At 42.6% G+C, this 23,375-nt stretch carries 19 protein-coding genes and 1 riboswitch; of the genes, 9 read left to right on the top strand and 10 right to left on the bottom strand.

Annotated features, from left to right (window positions below; genetic code table 11):
- Positions 1 to 84: 84 nt before the first annotated feature.
- Complete coding sequence (locus HBHAL_RS03850; protein WP_014642037.1) at positions 85 to 957, bottom strand: SMP-30/gluconolactonase/LRE family protein; 873 nt, start codon at positions 955 to 957, stop codon at positions 85 to 87.
- Between the two features lie 314 nt (positions 958 to 1,271).
- Here HBHAL_RS03850 and ppc point away from each other — a divergent pair, with 314 nt between their 5' ends.
- Entirely contained in the window at positions 1,272 to 4,031 is a 2,760-nt protein-coding gene (gene ppc / locus HBHAL_RS03845) for a phosphoenolpyruvate carboxylase (RefSeq protein ID WP_014642036.1), read from the top strand.
- Between the two features lie 73 nt (positions 4,032 to 4,104).
- Here ppc and HBHAL_RS03840 read toward each other — a convergent pair whose 3' ends face one another.
- A complete protein-coding gene (locus HBHAL_RS03840; protein WP_014642035.1) occupies positions 4,105 to 4,323 on the bottom strand; it encodes a ubiquitin family protein in 219 nt (72 codons plus the stop codon).
- Positions 4,324 to 4,464: 141 nt separating this feature from the next.
- Between HBHAL_RS03840 and HBHAL_RS03835 the strand changes: the two genes are divergently transcribed.
- On the top strand, positions 4,465 to 5,040 hold the full coding sequence (locus tag HBHAL_RS03835) for a phospholipase D-like domain-containing protein (protein WP_014642034.1): 576 nt from the start codon (positions 4,465 to 4,467) through the stop codon (positions 5,038 to 5,040).
- 237 nt (positions 5,041 to 5,277) lie between these two features.
- Here the strand turns inward: HBHAL_RS03835 and HBHAL_RS03830 are convergent, their stop codons facing one another.
- The 5 genes from HBHAL_RS03830 to HBHAL_RS03810 form a co-directional block, all read right to left on the bottom strand.
- A complete protein-coding gene (locus tag HBHAL_RS03830) occupies positions 5,278 to 8,010 on the bottom strand; it encodes a UPF0182 family membrane protein (RefSeq protein WP_014642032.1) in 2,733 nt (910 codons plus the stop codon).
- A 241-nt stretch (positions 8,011 to 8,251) separates the two neighbouring features.
- Positions 8,252 to 9,628, bottom strand: coding sequence for a Glu/Leu/Phe/Val family dehydrogenase (locus tag HBHAL_RS03825; protein WP_014642030.1), 1,377 nt, complete (start codon positions 9,626 to 9,628; stop codon positions 8,252 to 8,254).
- A 341-nt stretch (positions 9,629 to 9,969) separates the two neighbouring features.
- Positions 9,970 to 10,749: an enoyl-ACP reductase FabI gene (fabI, locus tag HBHAL_RS03820; protein ID WP_014642029.1), complete on the bottom strand. Its 780-nt coding sequence runs from the start codon at positions 10,747 to 10,749 to the stop codon at positions 9,970 to 9,972.
- A gap of 161 nt (positions 10,750 to 10,910) precedes the next feature.
- Positions 10,911 to 11,576 (bottom strand): Dph6-related ATP pyrophosphatase, encoded by a 666-nt coding sequence (locus tag HBHAL_RS03815; protein ID WP_014642028.1) that lies wholly within the window; start codon positions 11,574 to 11,576, stop codon positions 10,911 to 10,913.
- A gap of 86 nt (positions 11,577 to 11,662) precedes the next feature.
- Positions 11,663 to 12,730, bottom strand: a complete 1,068-nt coding sequence (locus HBHAL_RS03810; RefSeq protein WP_014642027.1) for a C45 family autoproteolytic acyltransferase/hydolase — start codon at positions 12,728 to 12,730, stop codon at positions 11,663 to 11,665.
- Positions 12,731 to 13,541: 811 nt separating this feature from the next.
- Between HBHAL_RS03810 and HBHAL_RS03805 the strand changes: the two genes are divergently transcribed.
- Positions 13,542 to 14,600: an NAD(P)/FAD-dependent oxidoreductase gene (locus HBHAL_RS03805; RefSeq protein WP_014642026.1), complete on the top strand. Its 1,059-nt coding sequence runs from the start codon at positions 13,542 to 13,544 to the stop codon at positions 14,598 to 14,600.
- A 53-nt stretch (positions 14,601 to 14,653) separates the two neighbouring features.
- Here HBHAL_RS03805 and HBHAL_RS03800 read toward each other — a convergent pair whose 3' ends face one another.
- Positions 14,654 to 15,598: an ATP-grasp domain-containing protein gene (locus HBHAL_RS03800; protein ID WP_014642025.1), complete on the bottom strand. Its 945-nt coding sequence runs from the start codon at positions 15,596 to 15,598 to the stop codon at positions 14,654 to 14,656.
- A gap of 146 nt (positions 15,599 to 15,744) precedes the next feature.
- Positions 15,745 to 15,856, top strand: a riboswitch (TPP riboswitch).
- A 140-nt stretch (positions 15,857 to 15,996) separates the two neighbouring features.
- Between HBHAL_RS03800 and HBHAL_RS03795 the strand changes: the two genes are divergently transcribed.
- The 5 genes from HBHAL_RS03795 to HBHAL_RS03775 are packed head-to-tail and all read left to right on the top strand — an operon-like array spanning position 15,997 to position 19,570.
- Positions 15,997 to 16,992 (top strand): ABC transporter substrate-binding protein, encoded by a 996-nt coding sequence (locus HBHAL_RS03795; protein WP_014642023.1) that lies wholly within the window; start codon positions 15,997 to 15,999, stop codon positions 16,990 to 16,992.
- Positions 16,993 to 17,006: 14 nt separating this feature from the next.
- Positions 17,007 to 17,300, top strand: a complete 294-nt coding sequence (locus HBHAL_RS03790; protein WP_014642022.1) for a thiamine-binding protein — start codon at positions 17,007 to 17,009, stop codon at positions 17,298 to 17,300.
- On the top strand, positions 17,297 to 18,067 hold the full coding sequence (locus tag HBHAL_RS03785; RefSeq protein WP_014642021.1) for an ABC transporter permease: 771 nt from the start codon (positions 17,297 to 17,299) through the stop codon (positions 18,065 to 18,067). The genes HBHAL_RS03790 and HBHAL_RS03785 overlap by 4 nt, the downstream gene beginning before the upstream one ends.
- On the top strand, positions 18,060 to 18,797 hold the full coding sequence (locus HBHAL_RS03780) for an ABC transporter ATP-binding protein (RefSeq protein ID WP_014642020.1): 738 nt from the start codon (positions 18,060 to 18,062) through the stop codon (positions 18,795 to 18,797). Before HBHAL_RS03785 ends, HBHAL_RS03780 begins: the two co-directional genes overlap by 8 nt.
- The gene (locus tag HBHAL_RS03775) at positions 18,794 to 19,570 is read left to right on the top strand and encodes a TatD family hydrolase (protein WP_014642019.1); all 777 of its coding nucleotides are present in this window, start codon (positions 18,794 to 18,796) and stop codon (positions 19,568 to 19,570) included. Before HBHAL_RS03780 ends, HBHAL_RS03775 begins: the two co-directional genes overlap by 4 nt.
- Positions 19,571 to 19,655: 85 nt before the next feature.
- On the opposite strand, the gene HBHAL_RS03770 is transcribed toward HBHAL_RS03775, so the two are convergent.
- A complete protein-coding gene (locus tag HBHAL_RS03770) occupies positions 19,656 to 20,282 on the bottom strand; it encodes a flavodoxin family protein (RefSeq protein ID WP_041601190.1) in 627 nt (208 codons plus the stop codon).
- Between the two features lie 123 nt (positions 20,283 to 20,405).
- On the opposite strand from HBHAL_RS03770, the gene HBHAL_RS03765 reads away from it, so the two are divergent.
- A complete protein-coding gene (locus tag HBHAL_RS03765; RefSeq protein WP_014642017.1) occupies positions 20,406 to 20,912 on the top strand; it encodes a peroxiredoxin family protein in 507 nt (168 codons plus the stop codon).
- Between the two features lie 54 nt (positions 20,913 to 20,966).
- Here HBHAL_RS03765 and HBHAL_RS03760 read toward each other — a convergent pair whose 3' ends face one another.
- Positions 20,967 to 22,412: a carbon starvation CstA family protein gene (locus tag HBHAL_RS03760; RefSeq protein ID WP_041601189.1), complete on the bottom strand. Its 1,446-nt coding sequence runs from the start codon at positions 22,410 to 22,412 to the stop codon at positions 20,967 to 20,969.
- Positions 22,413 to 23,375 lie beyond the last annotated feature (963 nt).

Below are 23,375 nucleotides of genomic sequence, written 5' to 3'. Positions count from 1 at the left end.
ACCGTGTTGTTCTTACAGTTGAGCCCCGGATTCTGTAAGAATTGATTTCGGGATATTGATTTATATGTCAACTGCTTTTAAACTTCACCCTTTAAATGGATAAGACGGAAGCCCACGGACTTTTGTTTTTAATTTAAACAGTCCTCCTGCTTCCGGATACTTCTCTAAGTCCTCATCACTCATACCTTTTCTGGCTGTCGTAATATAGAGTTCATTCATATCCTTACCGCCAAATACACAGCATGTGACATTTGCAGCCGGGACATCGATGAATTCTAAACACTCTCCTTTTTCAGGGTCCCATCTGGAAACGCCTGCTCCGCCAAAATGAGCGATCCATAGCATCCCTTCTTCATCAATGGTCATGCCATCCGGCGACCCTTGATCATCCGGAATGGTTACCACGGTTTTCGGATTGGTAATTTCCCCTGTCTCCATATTAAAGTCGTATCGCATCACTTGTTTGGTGGGCGTATCAATATGATACATATAGGCATGATCAGGTGACCATGCGATCCCATTGGATATGCTGAGTCCATTCAGCTTCTCTGTAACTTCAAGATTCGTATCCAGCCTGTAGAGAGCTCCTTTGTCCTGCTGCTCCTCTAAATTCATAGTCCCTGCCCAAAACCTTCCCGCAGGGTCGCATTTACCATCATTAAACCGATTGCCTGGTAAGTGTTTTTCCGGATCGGTTATAGGCTCCAGAGTTTCTGACATCCAGTTATAAAAGTAAAAGCCATTTTGAAGCGCAAGAATGACTTCGCCATCCTCACGCGGTTGAATGGTACCAGGATACTGCTCCAATTCTACCGTCGTATTTTCATGCTGGACGGGATCATATCGGTGAATCTTCTTCCCGACAATATCTACCCAATACAGAACTTCCTTTTCTGAGTCCCAGCTTGGACCTTCACCTAATGTTGACTTGGAATCAAGTACTAATTGTACAGACATGGAGATCCTCCTATAATTTGATTGCTACTATAATAACATTTCTTTCCTTTTTTTAACGATAAGCAAACCATTTGTAACTCAATCTTAAAAAAAATTACAAAAATAGGTCCTTCTTCCCTCCCCTTAAAAGATAACGCTTACATTACTTATATTATATACTCTTACCAATTTAACCCTGTCCAAAATCCCTCAATCTGCTGTCATCGTTACGGTTCGAAGTATTTGACTATGCCCATTATTCTGATAACATTATGAAAACATAAGGTAACTTTCAAGTAACTATAAAATAAGTGTAATTACAGGAAGGTGAAAGTGTGACTAATCAACCAAAAACAAACGATCATACAACTCCCTTACGCCGGGACATTAATGAACTGGGTAAAATGCTCGGTAATCTACTTGTCCATCACGGCGGAGAAGAGTTATTAAACAAAGTTGAAACTATTCGTCAATTGACGAAAGATCTTCGAAACAATCATAGTACATCTACTTATAATCAACTGAAAGAAGAAATTCAAAACCTCAAGCCTCCTATGCGATCCCAGGTGATCCGGGCTTTCTCAATTTATTTCCACCTCGTTAACATAGCTGAACAAAACCACCGTATCCGCAGACGCCGCGAGTATCAACTAAGAGAAGATCACGGAGCTCAGCCTTTCTCTCTAGAAAGCGCCGTACTTAATTTAAAGAATAATAATTTTTCAAAAGATGTGATTCAAAATGTGTTGGATCATCTCTCTCTTGAACTGATTATTACCGCACACCCAACAGAAGCTACAAAAAGAACCGTGCTGGAAATCCAGAAGAGAATTGCTACTATTTTGCAGAAGCTGGATAATCCTCAACTTACTAAGAATGAAAGAGACAGCCTGAAGGACAGTCTTCAAAACGAAGTCAGCGTTCTATGGCAGACGGATGAACTGCGTGATCGTAAGCCGACTGTAATGGATGAGGTGCGAAACGGCCTCTATTACTTTGATGAAACACTTTTCGATGTGCTTCCAGAAATCCATCAGGAACTGGAATATTGTCTCGAGGAGAACTATCCGGAAGAAGATTGGGATGTGCCTAATTTCCTTCGTTTCGGTTCCTGGATTGGAGGCGATCGTGACGGAAATCCGAACGTGACCCCTGACATTACGTGGCAGACTTTACAGAAGCAGCGTAATCTTGTCCTGAATAAGTATGAAGAAGTGCTCGTAGAGTTAATGAAGCGTTTCAGTCATTCTTCTGCGCAAGTAACGGTTACTGACGAATTAATGGCATCCATAGAGAAAGAAGAACCGCAGCTCCCTAAAGGGAAGAAATGGCGCGTGGAAAAAGAGATTTACCGCCGTAAATTTGCTATCGTTCTGGAACGTTTGCGCCAGGTCGGTCAATCAGATCTCGGCTATGATTATGCTGATGAACTGCTTGAAGATCTTTATCAAATTCAGAAAAGCGCCAAAACGCACCAGCCTGCCAGACGCGAATTGAAAAAACTGCGCAAACTGATTCGCCAGGTCGAATTGTTCGGGTTCCACTTAGCAACTCTCGATATACGGAACCATAGTGGTGAACACGAATCAGCAGTGGACGAGCTGTTGCGTAAGGTAAGTATTGAAGATAATTATAGTGAACTTGCTGAAGACAAGAAAATTGAGGTTCTGCAAAACGTATTGAAGGACCCGCGTCCTATTTCATTATTAAACGAGGATTATTCAGACAGCACTCAGGAAATGCTTACCGTCTTCCAAATGATTCGTAACGCACATATTGAGTTCGGGAAGCGCTCCATTGAAGTTTACCTGATTAGTATGACGGAATCTGCAAGCGACCTGTTAGAAGTTCTCGTGCTTGCTAAAGAAGCCGGCATTTACCGTCTGCATGCTGACGGAACGGTTGAAAGCAATATTAACGTAGCTCCATTACTGGAAACCGTTGATGACCTCGTAGCTGGACCTGAAATCCTGAAGACGTTATTTGAGATGGATGTCTATGCGAAACATCTTAAGCACCGAAATAATCATCAGGAAATCATGCTTGGTTATTCAGACGGCAGTAAAGATGGCGGTACATTAACAGCTAACTGGAGACTATACAAAGCCCAGCAGGAAATTCATACAATGGCCCGCGAGTATAACGTCGGACTGAAGTTCTTCCACGGGCGCGGCGGTTCCTTGGGTCGCGGTGGCGGTCCCCTAAACCGAAGCCTCCTTTCCCAGCCGGAAGAAACACTGGGGGACGGTGTAAAAATTACCGAACAAGGGGAAGTTCTTTCCTCCCGCTATTTGATAAAAGATATTGCGTACCGCAGCCTGGAGCAAGGCGCATCCACCTTACTCGAAGGGGCAGCCAATGTTTCCCAGGAATCAGAACAAGCTCATAATCGCGAAGACGCATGGGAACAGGCGATGGAAGAAATTGCTGAAATTTCACTGAAGAAATATCAATCCCTGGTATTCGGCGATAAAGACTTCCTGACCTACTTCAACGAAGCGACGCCATTAAAAGAAATCAGTGAACTGAACATTGGCTCACGTCCAATGAAGCGTAAAGACAGTTCCAAGTTTGAGAATCTGCGTGCGATCCCATGGGTATTCGCATGGTCACAGAACCGTCAGCTGATCCCTGCTTGGTATGCAGCAGGTTCAGGCCTCGCGAGTTACGTTGAAAATGATAATGACAGACTTGAACAGCTTAAGCAGATGTATATTAATTGGCCGTTCTTCCGCTCCACCATCAACAACTTACAGATGGCTCTTACTAAAGCTGATATTCAAACAGCACAGGAATATACACAGCTGGTTAATGACCAGGAGCTTGGTGAACGAATCTTTAATAACATCGTTGACGAATACGAGCGAACCAAAGAAATTCTTCTGAAGATCTCAGGGGATGAAGAATTACTCACTCATCAGCCGACGATCAAAGAATCCGTACGCCTGCGTAACCCTTACGTCGATCCGCTGAATTTCCTTCAAGTGGAGCTGATTAAAGAGCTGCGCGCATCGGAAGATCAAGATGATGAACTACTAACCGAAGTCCTGCTGACCATAAGTGGTATTGCAGCTGGTCTTCGTAATACAGGCTGATTATAAAAAATATCAGACCCTATAGAAAAAGCTCACAGCTTATGGCTGTGAGCTTTTTTAGCATCTTTGAACATTAGTCTTCCTTCCCCGTTATATTTTCCATATGCTGTTTAAATTCTTTTATTTTTTCATCGGGCTGCAAGTTCAATTCTTTTTCTTTTCCTTTCCAAGACCGCTTCGCATCCACGGTAACACCCATCTGCAACCCTTTAGAATTACTTATTACTCCTTCCCTATTCCCATCAGGGTGCGGTGAACTCTCAGAATGAACGTTCTGTGAATCTTTACCCATACATATTTCCTCCTTTTTTATTAATTTGGGTGTACTCGGTTGAATTTATTCTCCTTATGGACCAGTGACATTCAAACAAGACGGATTGAATAGGACAAAAATGGGTTCACATAAATATAGATGAAGGATAGGAGGAACTATATGGAAATCCTAATAACCGCCGGATGCTCCATCTTGGCAAGCTCTTATATTACGTATAGGTGGACAATTAGGCAAAAGAAAGAGACGTATTCCCTCGCTTATTTTCTATCCAAAACGGAGCGCTCTCCTTTAAAAGAGATCATAGAAACCATTCAAAATGCTGAGAAAACCATTGATGTAGCCATTTTTCTTTTTTCCAACCACCATATAGCCGCTGAGCTGATTCAAGCGTCGAAACGAGGCGTTATAGTGCGAGTATTTACTGACCGGGAACAGCTAAAATCGTTCGAATCTCAGATCAAAAATATTAAGGAACTCACGGACAACGGGGTTTCCGTCCGTACCAACACCCACGACGGAACGATGCATATTAAAATGCTGATTTCTGACCGCATCCATGCTTTAGTCGGTTCTTATAATTTCACTTATAATGCCGAGAGAAAAAATGATGAAATCCTGCTTCGGGTAGACGACGAAAGAATGGGACGGCAGCTGAGTTCAGTGTTCGAAGATTTATGGCAGGACGGAGTGAACTGGCAGTTTTATAAGGATCAGCCCGAAGAAAAGATTAGTTGAAGGGAGAAAGTTCTCCACTTCTCCAGGTCCGTTCATGAGAAAACACTGGATTGGTAGGACATGGCGGGACTCCCAGGTTGAAAGCGGAAGCACCTTGGTCAGCGGCGTATGGACTGGGTGAAAATGACGGAGATAATGGGGCTTATTTGGGGGTGATCAATAACGAGAACTCTCAGAGGAAAAATAAAAAAATGCTTTCCTTTTAACATGGAAAGCATCTTTTTATGTTATAAATCGTTAATTCGCTTCACCCAGCATACTTTCTATTTCACTCATAATCGTGCCCGCTTGTTCCCAATTTCCATTGGATAGCGCATTTTGATATTCCTCAAATAAAGTGGAAAGCTCCTGGAGTTTTTGTTCTGATTCTACCAAGTCTTGAGCGTTTTCATTTCCTTCAGGCTGCTCTTCTTCACCCTCACTCGGTTCAACGTCTGGATCGGTTCGAGCAAGAAGACTTTCGAGCGCCTGGTCAAATGTAGGTTCCATTACAATCTGATCGCCATAAGCCAATATAATCTGTTTGACTTCAGGCAGGGACGTTTCGTTGGAGGATTCAATGTAAATCGGTTCAGCGTACAACACCGTATCCTGAATCGGAATGACAAGCAGATTACCTCGAATGACTTCGGAACCGCCCTGAGACCAGAGGTTCAATTGCTGAGAAATGTTACTGTCCTGGTTAATTCGATTTTCAATTTGCTGCGGACCATAGACATTCTCTTGTTTAGGGAAACGGTAGACAAATGTTTCTCCGTAGTTCTCCCCATCGTTTCTTACTCCCATCCAGGCAATCATATTTTGACGATTTCTTGGAGTGTAAGGAGTCATAAGTACAAATTCTTCCTCATCACTCTCCGGAAGCTTCATCGTAATATAATAAGGCTCCATCTCTATATCCTCATCAAAATACTTTTCAGTAGGAAATTCCCAGTAGTCTTCCCGGTTATAAAATACTTCCAGATTGGTCATGTGGTAAGTACCATACATGGATGCTTGTATTTTAAACAGATCCACTGGGTAACGGAAGTGGGACTGAATATCAGCCGGTATGTCTTCTGTAAAGAGGTCCGGAAACATTTTCTGATACGTTTGAAGAAGCGGTTCATCCGGATTAACAGCGTAAAAGTCTACTTCACCTGTGTAAGCGTCAATCGTTACCTTTACAGAGTTTCGGACATAATTTTCTTCCCCTTTATGCGGCTCTGAGTAAGGATACCGTTCGGCTGTTAAGTACGCATCAATCATCCACGAAAGACTGCCGTCTTCACGAACGAAGATATAAGGATCCTCATCGTAATTTAGAAAAGGAGCAATTTTTTCAACTCGGTCCATAATGTTTCGTTCAGCCAGCAGCTGACTGTCGCCGGTCACCTGATCCGATACAAACATTCGGAAGGATCCAGCTTCTAAACTGAAAAGCGCCCGGTTCAGACCCGCTAGCGGGATACCAGTGTCTGCTTCAAAGCGGGTGGATTTATTTTCCTCACCGGAAGGGTAGTCAAATTCATCTACACCACTGTTCACAATTACATTTTGATAGCTTTCTTCACCAAAGTAAATTTGCGGACGAGAGATGTCCATGACCCCTTGAGAAGGGAGGTTTTTCAGCATATACTCCGGCTGTCCTTGAGCCGTGATTTTATTCACGTCACTCATAGCTATACCATAACCATGAGTATATCTTAAGTTTTCGTTCACCCATGTTTTAGCCTGAGACGGAAGATCATCCGTGTTTAACTCTCTGGCTCCAAGGAATACCTGCTGATATTCTTCATCTACCTGGTATCTGTCTATGTCGATATCATTGAATTCATAGTAGGTCCTGAATGTTTGAAGTTGATTATAAATGTCAAGAATCGGTCTAGCATCGTTGATCCGGACGTTATTAATGGTCAACTGATTACTTTCAATCAGTGATTGATCGAGCGTTTCATTTCCTGGATGCTGGCGTTCATCAATCGCCTCCAGATCATAAGCGGTCCGAGTAAAATTCAAATTGTGCTCAAGATAAGGAGTCTCTTTTGAGAATTCATTTGGGGATACTACATAGTTCTGGACTATAATAGATGCTCCCTGACTTAGCACGACTATTCCTATATAAGCAATGACAGGAATCAACATGGCTCTATATTTACCACGCATCAAAGCAATAATCATCCAGACAGCTCCGATAATGGCTGCTCCGGCTAACACATAGGAGGCAGGGATATTTACGGCGTCATCTGTGTAACTTAACCCGTGCACCACGCTGGTTTGAAATATGTTCACTTCATTAGTCAGGAGCGTGCCGAAGGGAGCTAATACATGTTGCATAGCCAATAGCAGCGCTATTACGGCCAGGGTGCCGCCCATATGAAGCTGGGCAAAACGGCTTTTTCGGTACATATTAAAAGCGGAATAAAAGCCGATTTCAACAAGAAGTAGAAAAATCCCTAAGCCCATTAGAGTATTTACAGCAAAATTAATGAATGGCAGTTCAAACATATAAAAGGAAATATCCATGGAGAAGTGAGGATCATTCACCCCAAAGGAAGAATTATTTAAGAACTTCAGCCACAATTCCCATCCTATACTTTGAACAATACTGCTTCCGAACAAGCCAACTAAGGCCGCAACTCCAACACTAATGAGGCGCCCCCACTTCTTCTCCCGGATTACGGATGGGAGTTCATCCCTTTCAAAATAGCGGATGTACCCTTTTCTGATTAATGAAAGCGTTACATATGTCAGTGCGAAATAAACAATGAATCCTATAATACCAAGTAAGATCTTAGTGCTGAATATTGTGGTGTACACCGATTCGAATCCCAGAGAATCCATCCAAATATAATCGGTAATCCAACTTAGGGTAAGCCATAGTAGAAAAGCAAGCACAATCAAAACTCCAAAAATTTTACCTGCTAAGCCAAGGTACTTCTTTTGTTTCTTATTCTGCAGTGGTCGAATGTTATTTATCTGTTTATCCAACTTTCTCCTCCTCCAAGTCTATTCAGGACTTACCTCCCCTGTTTTTTCAATGAAAAGCGGTGAGCCAAAAGTTCCTATAGACTAACTATATTCTATTCTATAGGAATCCGTAAAATTTCAAGTCGTTCGAAACCTGCAGGCTTTCCCTGACGTTCTATATAGTTATACGTCTCCCCCGGTCTATTAGTTTCATTTTTATTAAAAAAACCAGCCAAATAGATTGGCTGGTTCTTCTCACTGATTAATACAGTTTCCCTTGACGATACATAATCGTGGATAATTTCATAACCGAATGAATATAGCAGTTCTGTCTAAGCGGGAATGGATCTCCAAAGAACTGTGGTAAAATCGTGTCCATCGTGTATTTCATTTTATCAAATAAACGCTCAAAAACCTGATCCTCTGTCATAAATTGCGCTTCACGGCCTTGAATCCATTCGTAGTACGAAACAATAACCCCGCCTGCGTTCGCAAGAATATCCGGTACAATTAGGACACCTTTGTCTGCAAGATACCGGTCAGCATCTTCTGTAATTGGACCGTTCGCCCCTTCTATGATCATAGAAGCCTGAATCCGTTCCATATTATCTTCATGAATTTGATCCTCAAGCGCAGCAAGCAGAAGAACGTCACAATCCATTTCCAGCAGTTCATCACGCTCTCTAATCTCGGCTTTAATTTCATGCTCTTCCAACTCTTCTTCCGTCGTTGGAAGATCTCCATCTGATTCCTCAGTAAACTTGATGAGGGCAGGGACATCTAGCCCGTCATTATTGTAAAGCATAACATTGTGATCGCTGACTGCTACAATTTTGTTCTGAAGATAATCGCACTGATAAGCCTCAAGAGCAGCTACAGAACCCAGGTTACCAAATCCTTGTATAGCCATGCTCAGTTTTTGATCATGATGATTTAAAGCAGTATTTGCAAAAATGTTATCGGTGTCGGACAACCACTTTCTATTTTCATTTAAGAAATTGTGCATCATATAACGGAAGGTGAAGTAAACTCCTTTACCGGTAGCTTCACGTCTTCCAAGTGATCCGCCGTTAACTACACTCTTTCCTGTAAAGCTGTTGCGGTAAGGTTCACCGGGATGAATGTTTTTGAATTCGCCCATCATCCAGTCCATCTCCCGTTCACCGGTTCCTACGTCCGGAGCAGGAATATCTTTATCGGGACCTAGTATATCATCGAAATACTGTACATATTTCTTACATATCAGATTGAGCTCTTTGATGTTGTACTCCTTGGGTTTAATAACGACCCCACCTTTACCACCGCCAAAAGGAAGCTCATGGAGTGCGTTTTTCAAGGTCATCAGCTTGGCCAGGTTCGAAACTTCTCCTTCGTTTACGGATTCGTGGAATCGTACCCCGCCTTTGTATGGCCCAACCGTATCACTGTGCTGGACCCGGAATGCCGGTATACGAACAATGGTGTTGTCATCCAGCGTCACCCTCAAAAAGGATTTATGTATATGATTGGGGGTGGAAAGTAAAGCTACCAGGGATTTAAAGGCCTGTTCACGTGTCTGTGCCTGGAGATCAGGCAGGAACGATTCATCTTCCATTAAAGCTTTTAGAGATTCTTCAATAATGGTCTGTTGTTTTTGCATCTTACTGATCCTCCATTCTGTACTTTTTGTCCTGCGTCTTATTTCCTTGTCTAATGCTTACTTTTCCCTAAATTAGAAGTATGAAACGTTTTCTTTCCAAGAAATAACTTCACATTTCTATCGATTAACACCACTATATAGATTGCATTTGTTAGACTTTTTGTTGGCTAGTTGATGAACTTCCGGGCCGGGTCGAGGAAGAATCTGATTCGAGATATTAATTTACTTGAAGGTCCTGCGGAAGATGATTCGCTTAACTCTGAGACTTCAAGTCTCTAATTTAATTACCTCTTGAATTTAAAAAAGTCCGATTCTCGGTGGAGAATCGGACTTTTTTCAAGCTATCCAAGTATGTTATAACCTGAATCTACATATACAATTTCACCTGTAACCCCTCTGGAAAGATGGCTCATCATGGCAAGCGTCATATCTCCAACTTCTTCCTTGGTTACATTTTTTCGAAGCGGCGCAGTGTCTTCAATCTTGTGGAGTATTTCGTTGAATGAAGGTACTCCTTTTGCTGCAAGTGTGCGGATCGCTCCCGCTGAAAGAGCGTTCACACGGATGTTGTGCTTTCCTAAATCTGCGGCTAAATATTTTACAGTAGATTCGAGTGATGCTTTGGCCACTCCCATTACATTGTAACCTTCTACTACGCGCTCAGCTCCGAGATAGCTCATCGCTGTTATCGCGCCTCCTTCTTTCATATAAGGATGAGCTGCTTTGGCCACAGCAATTAGGGAATAGGCGCTTGTATCCTGAGCAAAGGCGAAGCCGCTTCTTGAAGTATTCAGAAATTCACCTTTTAAGTCCTCCGCGTGAGCGAAAGCAATGGAGTGTACAACCCCATGAATACAGTCAACTTTTTCTCCAATCGTCTGAAAAGCTTCCTGGATGCTTTCATCGTTATTTACATCACAGGGCACGACCGCTGCCGCCGCCATTTCATTCTCATCCAGCAGCTTCTTTAGCTTTGTATAGGAACGATCTTTTCTATATGTAAAGATGAGGTTTGCCCCTGCTTTATAAAGGGACTGGGCGACACCCCAGGCCAAACTGCGGTTATTCGCTACACCCATGATGACTACATTCTTACCTGTCATTTTTAGTAAATCTTCCATAGTAACCTCCATAATAAAGTAATTAATAACTGATATCATTACCATCCTATCATAGTTTATATACCGCTATTCTCTTAAAAATAATAAAAATTAAGAGGACAAACCGGTTAATGAAAGACACAAATGTTACCAGAACTGCCCACTCTTAAGATTTGTTTAAATTATTCCTTCAGCTCTATATGACCAAATCGTTCATTCATCGTCGAAAAAGAATCCCCTGTTCTTATAGAGATCGGTTGATTAAATATAGGTCCGTCGAAAACAAATGTATGAAATTCTCCATATTCACCGCAAGGATCCACGGATGCTGGAAGCTGTCTTAAGAAATCTTCATTGTACATATGACCCGCAAACTCTCCAGAAAGCTGGTCAGTATCAACCGTCGTAATCACTGCCTTAAACCCTCGCCTTAGAAATTCATGGGCGATTTCCTCAGAATTCGTACCCCAGAGTGGGTAAACGCCTTGCATGTCCATTCGTTTCAATAGTTCATCACGATAGTTCCTTATATCCTCGAGAAACAAATCAGCATACACGATAGCCTGAACTGCTTGTTTTTTGAACTGCTCAAACTGCTTATGGAGCTCTTTTTCGTAAATTTCATTTGACGCCTGTAAAGGCAATTCTAATTCGTAGTGAGGCAGACCAATCGCTTCCGCCTGCCTTGTAAGCCAGGTTCGCTTAACTTCATGCATCGGCAGGCGGTCGCTTTCAGAAGAAACGGTAGAAAATAACCCTTTGACTTTAATAGTTGGGTCATTCAGCATTTTAAACAACGCAAGGGAACTGTCCTTACCTCCACTCCAGGAAACCATTACATTTTTCATAAACTCTCTCCTTTTTCACTTTCTTTAAGTTTAGCGGATGAAGATATTATAAAAAACCTTCTGCTCGTGTAAGCAGAAGGTTTTCCTTATTTTTTACCTGACCAGTAAGCCCCGTCTTCCATATGGGCGAACGGAATATCCGTATCGACAAGTCCTGTTATTTTTTCCAGTTGGATGTCTTGCCCTCGCAGCCATTGGTTAAAATCAAATTCTACCGGAGGCTGGTCTCCTCCAAGGGAAAACCAGGCTTTCATTTCCTGTGGAAGGTAGCCCGCTGTATGAATGGTACCGGCCCAGCTGCTGTATAGTTTAGAAAACACGCCTCTTGTAGTTCCATTCATGAATTCAAACGCTTCTTCCGCATTTTGCAAGGAACTGCGGTTTGTATTGATCGCGCTTTCCCGCTTTTTAGAATCAACAAGGTGGTTCCGATTTTCTTTGGTCAAAATTTCAAAGTGGTTGGTGCAGACATTCGATTCTCTCACCTCTACCCCTCTTGGGGAAGCTTCAATTACAAATGTTTGGTTGCTCTTATCAAAAACGGTATAGCTGAATGAATGACGGTGAGGAATTTCTTTAAGCATAGTCACCGCTTCTTCAACACTAGCGCAGGATTCGAGTATCATACGCCCGATCGCACAGCATATAAACCCATCCCCCGGACGTTTCCTGTGCATAAAATTATATCCGAGTACAAGTCCCTTTTCATTCATACCGTCCATTCTTCCTGTAATTCTTTGGGTCGGTCCGATCATAGCGTATCCTTGATCTGTTGGCTGAAAAAGACTGTAGCGCCCTTCATAGGTTTTCGGCATATAGTCATAATTCCGAATGAAATAACCTTCCCCGGTTATGATGGAACAGCCGGAACGTTTGTAGTCAATTCGATACCCGCCAAACTCCATCATAATACGTTCCATCGGCCAGCCGAGAGCATCTCTAAGTCCAAGAAGTTCATCCCATAGGCCCGGAGCAAAACGCGTAATGGCTTCTTTCACCTCTTGTTCTTCTACGGTGAAACGAGGTTTTCTCACTTTCCATTGCTTTTCTCTATTTTTAACAGACCACGAATTTCGTAATAACTCGCCCTGATAATAGCCAAAATTATAATGACTTCCCCGAAATTGTATAATATCACTATGTACGTGTTTCATGCAGAATTCCTTTCTACGCTGGTTTTATGTAATAACCTTACCATTTTCCTTTCACTACCATAAAGATATTTGCACCATACCTGGTCAAAGAGCTAATTCAGCTGTACTAAAAGAAGTTCTTGCACTAAAGGGCCGTATAGTTGAATACTCAGTTTCGAGATATTGTGTGGAGAAATGGGCTCCAGGGAACGGCTCTTTGCGATCATGGAGAGCTCGAAATTCTCTACGTATATGGCTCCATTTGAGGAGGATGACCTGTAACCAACTTTAAATTCCGAGTCTGTCCAGAGGGGATAAATGTTTCTATAAAAGCCTTTAACACGATTTTAGGTTCTCCACTTTTTCTATCGGCAGGGATCGTTCACTAAATATCAGTTGGGCTGGTTGGGAAATGATGAGACTCCCGTGGGAGAAGGAGCGAGGCGAGACCCCACAGGGAGTGATAACGAACGAGGAGGCTTGCCAGTTCCCCTGCAGGAAAGCGAATTATTTCCCAACCAACCCTCGTACCCATTTTAGTAACGGGCCCAAATATCTTGAGTTCGATTATTCCAGTGTTTGGATCTTATGTTTAACAAGCTATATGGTGATTTAATAAATCCTTGTTATAACTATGATATTTTTAGAGAAATTCTCACAAAATAAGAGGAACTCGTGAAACTTGTCACGAATTGTTCACTTCTTCTAGTTTTTCAGGCAGAATTTTGATAATCTTAAAATAGTGAGAAAACCGTAAGCGTTTTCGACATAAATCGGTGATGCACCTGAATGTGAGCAGCTGAGAATGAATTTAAAAAGGTGGTGTTGATGCATGAAACGGTTAGTCATTTTAGGCGGCGGGTACGGTGGCCTCAATATATTACATGGTCTTTTAGATGATTTACCAAAAGATGTACATATCGTTGTTGTGGACCGTAACCCCTACCATTCACTAAAAACAGAATTTTACACAATTGCTGCCGGTACTGAGTCAGATCGTCATGCCCGTGTGGACTTTCCAGAACATGATCAAGTGGAGTATGTATTTGACGAGATCGAAAAAATTGATGTTGAAAACGAAAAGGTTCTAATGAAGAACTTTGCCTATGACATCGAGTACGATTATCTTGTAATCGGCCTTGGATGTGAGGACAATTATCACGGAATTGAAGGCGCAAGGGAGTTTACGGAAAGTGTACAATCTTTCTCCCAAGCCCGAAGCGCAGGCTACTCCATTAATAATTTGGGAGCCTACGGAAAAGTGACGATTGTCGGAGCGGGATTAAGCGGTATCGAAGTGGCTTCAGAAGTACGCGAAAGCCGTTCTGATTTAAACATTCGTTTGCTCGATCGTGGTGAGACGGTACTGAAAGCATTCGACCATAAAATTCAAAAGTATGTAGAAAAATGGTTCCATGAGCGCGATGTGGAGGTCATTCATAACGCGAACGTAGAATACGTTGAACGAGACGGCGTTTGCAATAACGGTCTCTGCTATATGAATGATGTTACGGTCTGGACAGCAGGCGTGCAGCCGAATTACCTGGTTAGAGAGCTTCCTTTTGATAAAGATATTCAAAATAAGGTTATTGTAAATGATTACTATCAGGTTCCAAGCCACCAAAACGTTTACGTGATCGGAGACTGCGCATCTGCCGAACACTCTCCAAGTGCACAATTAGCAGGACAACAAGGAGAAAAAGTAGCGGAAGTCATATTGGCCTTTCTTAAAAATCGTGTTCCGGTTCCTCCAGGCGAGGTTAAACTAAAAGGCGCTTTAGGTTCTCTTGGTAAGAATGATGGCTTTGGCAACATGCTGCAAAAACCGATGACCGGTGTTTTACCAAGGCTCGCCAAATCAGGAGTTCTCTGGTTAAGCAAACGCCATTAAACTAATTTCTATTTAAGAAAGCCATTTTCCTCTGAGGAAAATGGCTTTCTTTATTAAACACGTACTGGATCCAGCAGGTGCCCTAAATACTTAGCAAGCTCAAGCATTCCGTACACGCCGGCTTTTGCTTCCGCATCCGAGTTATAATTCGTATTCGTGTTCACATCGTAAGCATATAAATTCCCATCTTGATCTTGAATAGCTTCAATAGCGGCCACTTGGATATGATTCGCCTGTAGAAAAGCCTCGAAGTCGTCAATAATTGCTGGACGGTAATTTTCCAGAATTTCAAATTTTGCTTTTTCCTCTGATTCTTCTGCATCGGTTGGGCAAAACTGATCCTCAATCGAGCACGCATCAGCCGGGCACAATTCAAACCCTTCGGACGTGTCTACTTTCACTCCATAAAGAAACTTCCCGTTTACGAACTCATGACGTACGATATACGGCTCTGGTGCTTCGATATACTGTTGAATTAAGGTGATACCATCGACAGGTTCTTCAAATCCAGAGCCTTCCACATATTCCTGAAGTGCTTCTTTAGAATGAAACAGCTGTACGCCCTGTCCTTTACCAGCCCGGTTGTGCTTTGTGATAAATGAATCCATTCCCAGCTTATCTGCAGCTTTCAATATATTCTCTTTCCCAACAGCTGAGATCGTTTTTGGAGTACGGATCCCTTGTTGATTCAGTGCCATGTATTGATTCACTTTACTTATTTCAAGGTTCAATGCTTCTGTTCCATTTACGACCGTCCTGCCGTGGCGTTCCAGCCAGGAAAGGACTGCCCCAGCAAATTCAGGAGCGTAGCGGTGATTTCTCGTGTGAGAGGATGCACTGATCCGATTATAGAAAATTCCCTCCGGCGGCTCTGCTGTTAAGTCTAATGTACCTTGATCCAGGTGCCATAATTCATATGGCAGTTCTAATTCTTCTAAACGTTCTGTTAAGTGAACGGTCCACTCATCGTTCTCGTGAAGTATATAAATTTTACTCATAAAAAGGAACTCCCTTTCTGTAATAACGATTTCCTTTATCTTAACACAAAAAGCCTATCTGTTTACTAGGAATAAGATTATAGTACTTGCTAAATCTACTTCGTTATGGCACAGTAAAATTATAACGTTGTTCATCAAATTGAATAGTTTCAATGTAGGGGGACCAGTGTAGCTGGTTGAGATTGTATCCTTTAATGATACTGACCCTTAGAACCTGAACTGGTTGATACCAGCGTAGGAAACATAAGTAGCGATATTTCTGATCGATTACTATATATGCACCCTAGGTTATGGTACCAGGGTGCTTTTTGTATGCATTAAACTCTGGAATACCTCCGCCGGTTCTTCCCTCTACTCTATTAATCTCTCTGATGAACATATAATTAGGAGGGAATCAATTGAAAAAAATAATCATCCTATTCATGATGGCTTTATCAGTAATGGGCTGCTCATCCAATGACGGAAAAAGTGAAGAAGCTGCAGCCAAGCAAGAGGAAACGAACTCGGTTAAACTGGTATTGGACTGGACGCCTAACACCAACCACACCGGAATTTATGTGGCTCAGGCTGAAGGTTTTTTTAAGGAGCAAGGACTGGATGTGGAAATCATGCTTCCAGGTGAAGCGGGTGCCGATCAGCTTGTCGCCTCGCAAAAAGCAGAATTTGGGATCAGTGCTCAAGAAACATTGACAGAAGCTCGTATTCAGGACATTCCTGTGGTATCGATCGGAGCTATTATCCAGCATAATACGTCAGGTTTTGCCTCTCCCAAGGATAAAGGCATTACCTCTCCAGCTGATTACGAAGGAAAGACGTACGGAGGTTGGGGTGCTCCTGTAGAAGAAGCGGTCCTCTCTTCTCTCATGCAGAAAGAAAATGCTAATGTTTCTGAGGTTGAAATTGTAAATATGGGAAATACGGACTTTTTTACGGCCGTAGAACGGGATATCGATTTTGCCTGGATTTATTACGGGTGGACAGGTGTGGAAGCCGAACTTCGAGGACAAGAGCTTAATATGCAATACCTAACGGACTACTCTAAGAAATTGGATTATTATACACCTGTCTTAACGACGAGCGAAACGATGATGAATGAGAATCCTGAGACTGTACAAGCATTTATGGCTGCTGTCTCAAAAGGATACGAATTTGCGATCGAAAAACCTGATCAGGCGGCTGATATTCTCATAGAAGCTGTGCCGGACCTCGATCCAGAGCTGGTAAAAGCCAGTCAAGAATGGCTGTCACCTAAATATAAAGATGATGCAGATCAGTGGGGCATCCAAAAGGAAGAGGTCTGGAGCAGTTACGCCGAGTGGATGTACAATCATGACTTGCTTGAAGAAAAACTGAAGGCTAATGAGGCATTTACGAACGAATTTTTACCAGAATAAAGGAGGAAAATGAGTTGTCTAATTCACTTGTCAGCATTCAAATCATACCAAAAACCGAGAAGAACGAGGATGTTATCCCTTATGTGGATCATGCGATTTCACTCATTGAAAAATCGGGACTAAAGTACGAAGTCCATCCTCTTGAAACAACGATCGAAGGAGAGCTCTCCACAATTTTTGGTTTAATCGAAAAAATGAACGAAGCTATGGTTGAAAAAGGGTGCAGCAATGTCATTTCTCAGATTAAAGTTCTTTATCAGCCATCAGGAGCTTCGATGGATGATTTAACATCGAAATATCGAACATGACTCAAAGATTCATCAGAGGATGGAGGCCCGTTGCGGTTCTCCTCCTTTTCATTCTTTTATGGGAGCTCTGCAGCCGTTGGTTTGACATCCCAGAATGGCTCTTACCACCGCCGAGCTTAATTATGGAAACTGGCATAAACGGCTGGACGGATTACGCTCCCCACCTTTTTTCAACCATTCGTTTAACGTTTTCAGGATTTATGATTGGGGTTATGTTCGGGTTATTACTCGCGGTCTTTCTTCACCTGCTTCCAGTAGTAAGAGAAGCCTTGTATCCCTTACTCATCTTGTCACAAAACATCCCGATCATCGTCCTTGCTCCCTTGCTTGTCATATGGTTTGGATTCGGGGCGTTACCTAAATTGATTATTATCGTACTTGTCTGCTTCTTTCCTATTGCGATTGCAGCCATGGATGGTCTTCGTCAGACAAACCCTGAATGGATGCATTATATGAAAATGGCAGGTGCTACGAAGGGACAGATTTTCAGGAAACTGGAATGGCCAAACGCCCTGCCGGCTATTTTTTCAGGGGTGAAAATATCAGCAGCCTACAGTGTCATGGGCGCTGTTATCTCGGAATGGCTCGGGGCCAATAGAGGCATAGGAGTCTATATGACCCTCGCTTCTTCCTCTTTCCGTACAGACCGGGTTTTTGTAGCCATTTTTTTAATAATGGGGTTAAGTCTGCTTTTTTTCCTGCTAATTAACTTATTAGAAAATAGACTCACAAACTGGCAAAGGAAAGGAAGTGGTGCTCATGAATAAATTAGTCGTCGATCAGCTGACGAAATCTTTTGATTCCTCTATTATTCTTCAAAATGTGAGCTTCTCTATTCAGGAAGGAGAATTTGTTTCCATACTAGGGCCTTCCGGCAGTGGGAAAAGTACGCTGTTTCATTTAATTGGCGGGCTCTACCCACCCGACTCAGGGGATATTTATATTAATGGAGAGCGAACCACTGGTGAAAAAGGCAGAATTAGTTATATGCCGCAAAGTCCTTCTCTCCTTCCCTGGCGCACTATTCTGGAAAATGTGATTCTGGGCTGTGAAATTATCGAAAAGCCAAATAAAGCAGAAGCTCTCAAAATGATTCAACTGGCCGGACTTGAAGGGTATGAACAGGCCTATCCCTCCCAATTATCCGGTGGGATGAAACAAAGAGCTTCCTTCATAAGAAGCCTGCTCAGTCCGCAATCTTTAATCTGTTTAGATGAGCCCTTCTCCGCTTTAGATGAGTTTACCAGGATGGACATGCAGGAATGGCTGCTGTCGATTTGGACAGAACATCGGCGATCTATTCTATTTGTTACCCACAATATTGAGGAAGCTATATTTCTATCAGACCGGGTAATTGTATTATCAGATCGGCCGGCAAAGGTCCAGAAAGAGTTCAATATCCCTTTTGCCAGACCCCGGCATTCTTCTCTTATGCTGACCCGTGAATTTTTAAACTGGAAGAAAGAAATTTTTGAAGAATTGAAGGTATTGGTATGACTGCTTCTATCGTAGATGCCCATATTCATTTTGATCTTTACACAGAAAAGGACCGAAGAGAAATCCTTGAAAGTCTCGAGGCCAACGGTATAGCATCCATGATTACCGTATCCAGTCACCTCACTTCAGGAATCAAGAATCTTACGATCGCTCTAGATGATAAGAGAATTAAACCGGCGCTTGGTTACCATCCCGAGCAGCCGCTTCCTTCAAAGGAGGAAATCGAGGATATTACTTCGCTCGCTCGAAGATATAGCAGCAGCATCTCTGCCATTGGAGAAGTTGGACTCCCCTACTATTCCAGAAAAGAAGATCCATCTATAGATGTGGAAGCTTATGTAAAATTGCTTGAACATTTTATTAAGCTTGCGGCAGAGCTGAACAAGCCTATTGTTTTACATGCTATCTATGAAGATGCTGATCTCGTCTGCGATCTGTTAAAAAAATATGGTGTCAGAAATGCCCACTTCCATTGGTTTAAAGGAAGTGCTACTACAATCCAGACTTTAATGGAAAATGACTATTATATCTCTGTCACACCTGATTGTGTTTACAAAACTAAAATTCAGAAATTGATCGAGGTATATCCTTTGAACCGGATTATGGTTGAAACGGATGGCCCCTGGCCTTTTGAAGGGCCGTTCAAAGACAAGATGACTCATCCTGTTATGATGCACGACTCGATCGCTAAAATCAGTGAAATTAAATGCCTGCCTTTGCAGACTGTGTACCGCATCATTTATCAAAATACTGTAAGATTATTCCATCTCTAGAAAAGCATCCAAAAAATTAGCAGTTCCGTAGCAGCGTGTCCATCATATAGTGGACGCTTTTACGGAACTGCTTTTCACCTAAAGCTTATTCTGTTGTATTCCCTTCTGCAGGAATCGGATGATTCCGGTAGATTTCAGCCAGATGAGTGGTGTTGTATCCAAGCATTTTGACTCGGCTTTTAGTAAAGTCATTTTGAATACCTTCCGCTTCCATATAGGATGGTCCTGGACCTGCTTCCCCTACCCAGTAAGCATCCACATTAGGCGGAATGGTAAATCCAAGAGCTGCAAGCCGATAAAGAATGCTTTCGGCTACCTTCTTCGCACCGTCTTCATTCCCGGTAATAACTATTCCGGCTACTTTGTTATAGAAAATAGGCTGCCCCTTTTCATTGGTCTCACTTCCGCTGCCGTTTAGTCTTTCAATTAAGGTGGTGGCAATGCTGCTTTGCTGCCCCAGCCAAATAGGAGATCCAACAATTAAAATATCTGAGGCTTTTATCTTTTCTAAAACTTGCGGCCACTCATCTCCACCGCCTAAATCCGCGCTGATACCTGGTGGTATATGGTAGTCCGCCAAGCGAAGAGACTCATATTCTACTTCTTTTTTATCATAGATTTTCTCTACTTCTTCCCAAAGGGCTTGTGTATTGGATGGTTCTTCCGACTTCTTTAAGGAAGTATTAATAAACAAAGCTTTTAGTTTACTCATCATTATTCCTCCTTCTTTCTTAATCCTTACTACACATTCCCACTTCCATTTTATAACAAACCTTGTGTTAGGCTCTGTAAGAAAGGGTATTGTTTAAGTAATAGACAAAAAGGAGGTCAACTCATGAGTCCATTGAGCCTAAACGACCAAGTTCCTGACTTCACCCTGCCGTCCGTTACCGGGAATAATTTTTCATTAAAAGAATTCCTCCAGGAAAATGGAGATGACTGGCACCTGCTGATTTATTTCAGGGGCTCCTGGTGCCCTGCCTGCATACAAGAGTTAAAAGATTTAGAAGAGAGTCATGAATACTTCGATAACCACCAGGTACATCTTACAACTATCTCGGCAGACCATAAGGACGGTCTCTATAACATGGTGAAAAAACACGATCTTTCCCTAAGGGTTTTAGCTGATCAAGAACTTCATGTTCTTAATCAATACGGAATTCACTATCATGATGAAAACAGTCCTTATGAAGATCATGGGACCCATGGGGAACCTGCCTATTTTTTAACAGATGGAGATGGAAAACTACTTTATCAGCAGCGTCAGACGAGTCCTTTTGGCCGCCCGCATCCGAAGGAACTCCGTAAAATTATCCAGTATATCAGAAAAAACCTTAAGTGAAAATATTCCATTAATAGAGCCGTTCCTATTAGATAGGAACGGCTCTTTGTTAAATTATCCGGCTTTTTTAGCCACCACTTCTTCATTTATCGTTTGTTTCTGTTTAAATAGCTGTCTAACGAACCATAAAGCCACGGCTGTCCATATAACTGCACCGATAATCATGGAAGTGGAGTAAGCGAGCCCAAAACCTTCCGGGGCATAAAAAATGTAAGAACTCACGACGGCTGTCATGAATAAGGCCGGTACACTGCAGATCCAATGAAACTTATGATTCTTGAGCAAATACATAGCACCTGTCCATAGCATCACGGTAGCTACCACCTGGTTCGACCACCCTACATAGCGCCATAGAAAGCTGTAATCCATCTGAGTTAATAAGAAAGCTGGAATAGCTACAGGAATGGCAAATAGAATCGGTACCCATTTCCCATTCAGTTCCTTACTAAGAAGAGGTCTTACCGCATCTACAAGCATCATCCTTGAAGAACGAAGAGCGGTATCTCCTGTGGTAATCGGAAGGATAATCACACCAAGCACGGCAAGAACTCCTCCAAAGGTACCAAGTGTTGTACTGCTGATTTCGTTTACAACACCGGCTGGTCCACCTGCATCAAGCGCGGCTTGCAGAGCACCTGTACTTCCAAAAAACGTCATGCCAGCTGCAGCCCATATGAGTGCTATAATCCCTTCGGCGATCATAGCTCCGAAGAACACTTTACGTCCTTCGCTTTCTTTTTTCAACGTACGGGCAAGGATTGGACTTTGCGTACTATGGAAACCGGATATAGCCCCGCAGGAAATTGTAACCATCAGCATGGGCCAGACCGGCAGTTCTTGAGGGTGCAAGTTGCTTAGGGTTAGGTTAGGGATCGATTGGTCGAAAAAGAAAATCCCAATCCCTATAGAAACTGCCATAAAGATTAAAACAGCACCAAAGATCGGATATACCTTTCCAATGACTTTATTGACAGGCAGCACGGTAGCTACCAGGAAATAAGCAAAGATAATAATGATCGATGTAAAGAATCCAAGGGGCGTAACCTCGGCCATTAACTGGGCCGGTCCTGCCGTAAAGGCTGCAGCGACGAGCACCATTAGTGCGATGGAAAGTAAATTAATTACTGTTTTTACCGGCTTGCCTAAATATTTACCGACTAATTCCGGATATTGAGCGCCTTTATGGCGAAGGGAAAGCATCCCGGAGAAGTAATCGTGCACTGCCCCTGCAAATATGGAACCTATAACAATCCATATAAATGCTACAGGGCCGTACAATGCGCCTAATACAGCGCCAAAAATAGGGCCAAGTCCAGCAATATTAAGCAGTTGGATTAAGCTCGCTTTCCACCAGCTCATAGGCATAAAATCGAAGCCGTCATTTTTGGTATAAGCAGGAGTTTCCTGCTGATCGTTTATACCAAAAATTCGCTCCACCACCTTCGCATAAACAATGTAACCGACAATAAGTAATAAGATGGAAGCGATAAATGTGACCATCGCTGAGCCTCCTTTCAAAAATGAATGTAAGAAGTATTCTAGCGAGCCCATCATGGAAAGACAACCCAATTTCCGAAAATTAATTTTTTTCTCTTTTTTTTCTTATCATTAAAGCGTTTGCATTAGTTAATCCTGTCATATAAGGAATGAAGGCGTGTAAATTTTACCAGGATCATGAACTATTGATCGTAATATTCACCTACTCAAATAGCTGCAGACTTCCAAAGAGTTTTTCATGTTTCCTCCTTTTTGTCTCGAATAAACGTTGGTGATTGTTTAGAGGACACTTATTCCCCAATCGGGCCAGATAGTTGAAGACTCGATCTCGAGATAAATGGGTCCGTTACCTTAGGTGGATAAGGGTTGGTGGGGAAATAACTCGTCTTGTTCCATCACCCAGACACTCGAGACATAAGCCGTTCATCAACGGACGGAAAAACCACCATCCTTTTGATGCTCGGCTTATGCTGGTCGTGTCTTTCGGGGTGATTCCACATTTGAACACTTTCCTATGGCCCTACACGACGTAGGGTCGATCGACGTTGCCACAGGACGTGGCGACCTTAGTCGATCCTCCTTTTACCATGAGCTTCCTCGCTCGTTTCACTCCCTGCGGGATCTCACCTAGTCCCTTCTCCCATGGGAGTCTCGCCATTTCCCCACCAACCTCGCCCTAGTGAGAATAACGGACGCTTTTATAAGAGAGAATGCTCTCCTTCCTAATCGGTCCTAAATGCTTTTATGACAGGATATTTTACATCTTTATAGCATAAGAACAGCTTCATGAGCACATGCTTTTTTCTCCTGAACCCGTTGATGTCTTAAATGGTTTCGAGTTTCTGATCTGGATAGGGCCTGAGGGGGGCGATGTAGACTCCTAGGTTAAAAGCGGAAGCACCTTGGTCAGCGGCGTATGAACTGGACTGAGCTGGCGGAGATAAAGAAAACACAAAGAGCGGAGCG

Origin of the sequence: Halobacillus halophilus DSM 2266, assembly GCF_000284515.1 — a bacterium.
Taxonomy (GTDB): Bacteria; Bacillota; Bacilli; order Bacillales; family Halobacillaceae; genus Halobacillus; species Halobacillus halophilus.
The sequence above is the reverse complement of the archived record's forward strand: the minus strand, read 5'-3'. Positions and strand labels throughout refer to the sequence as shown.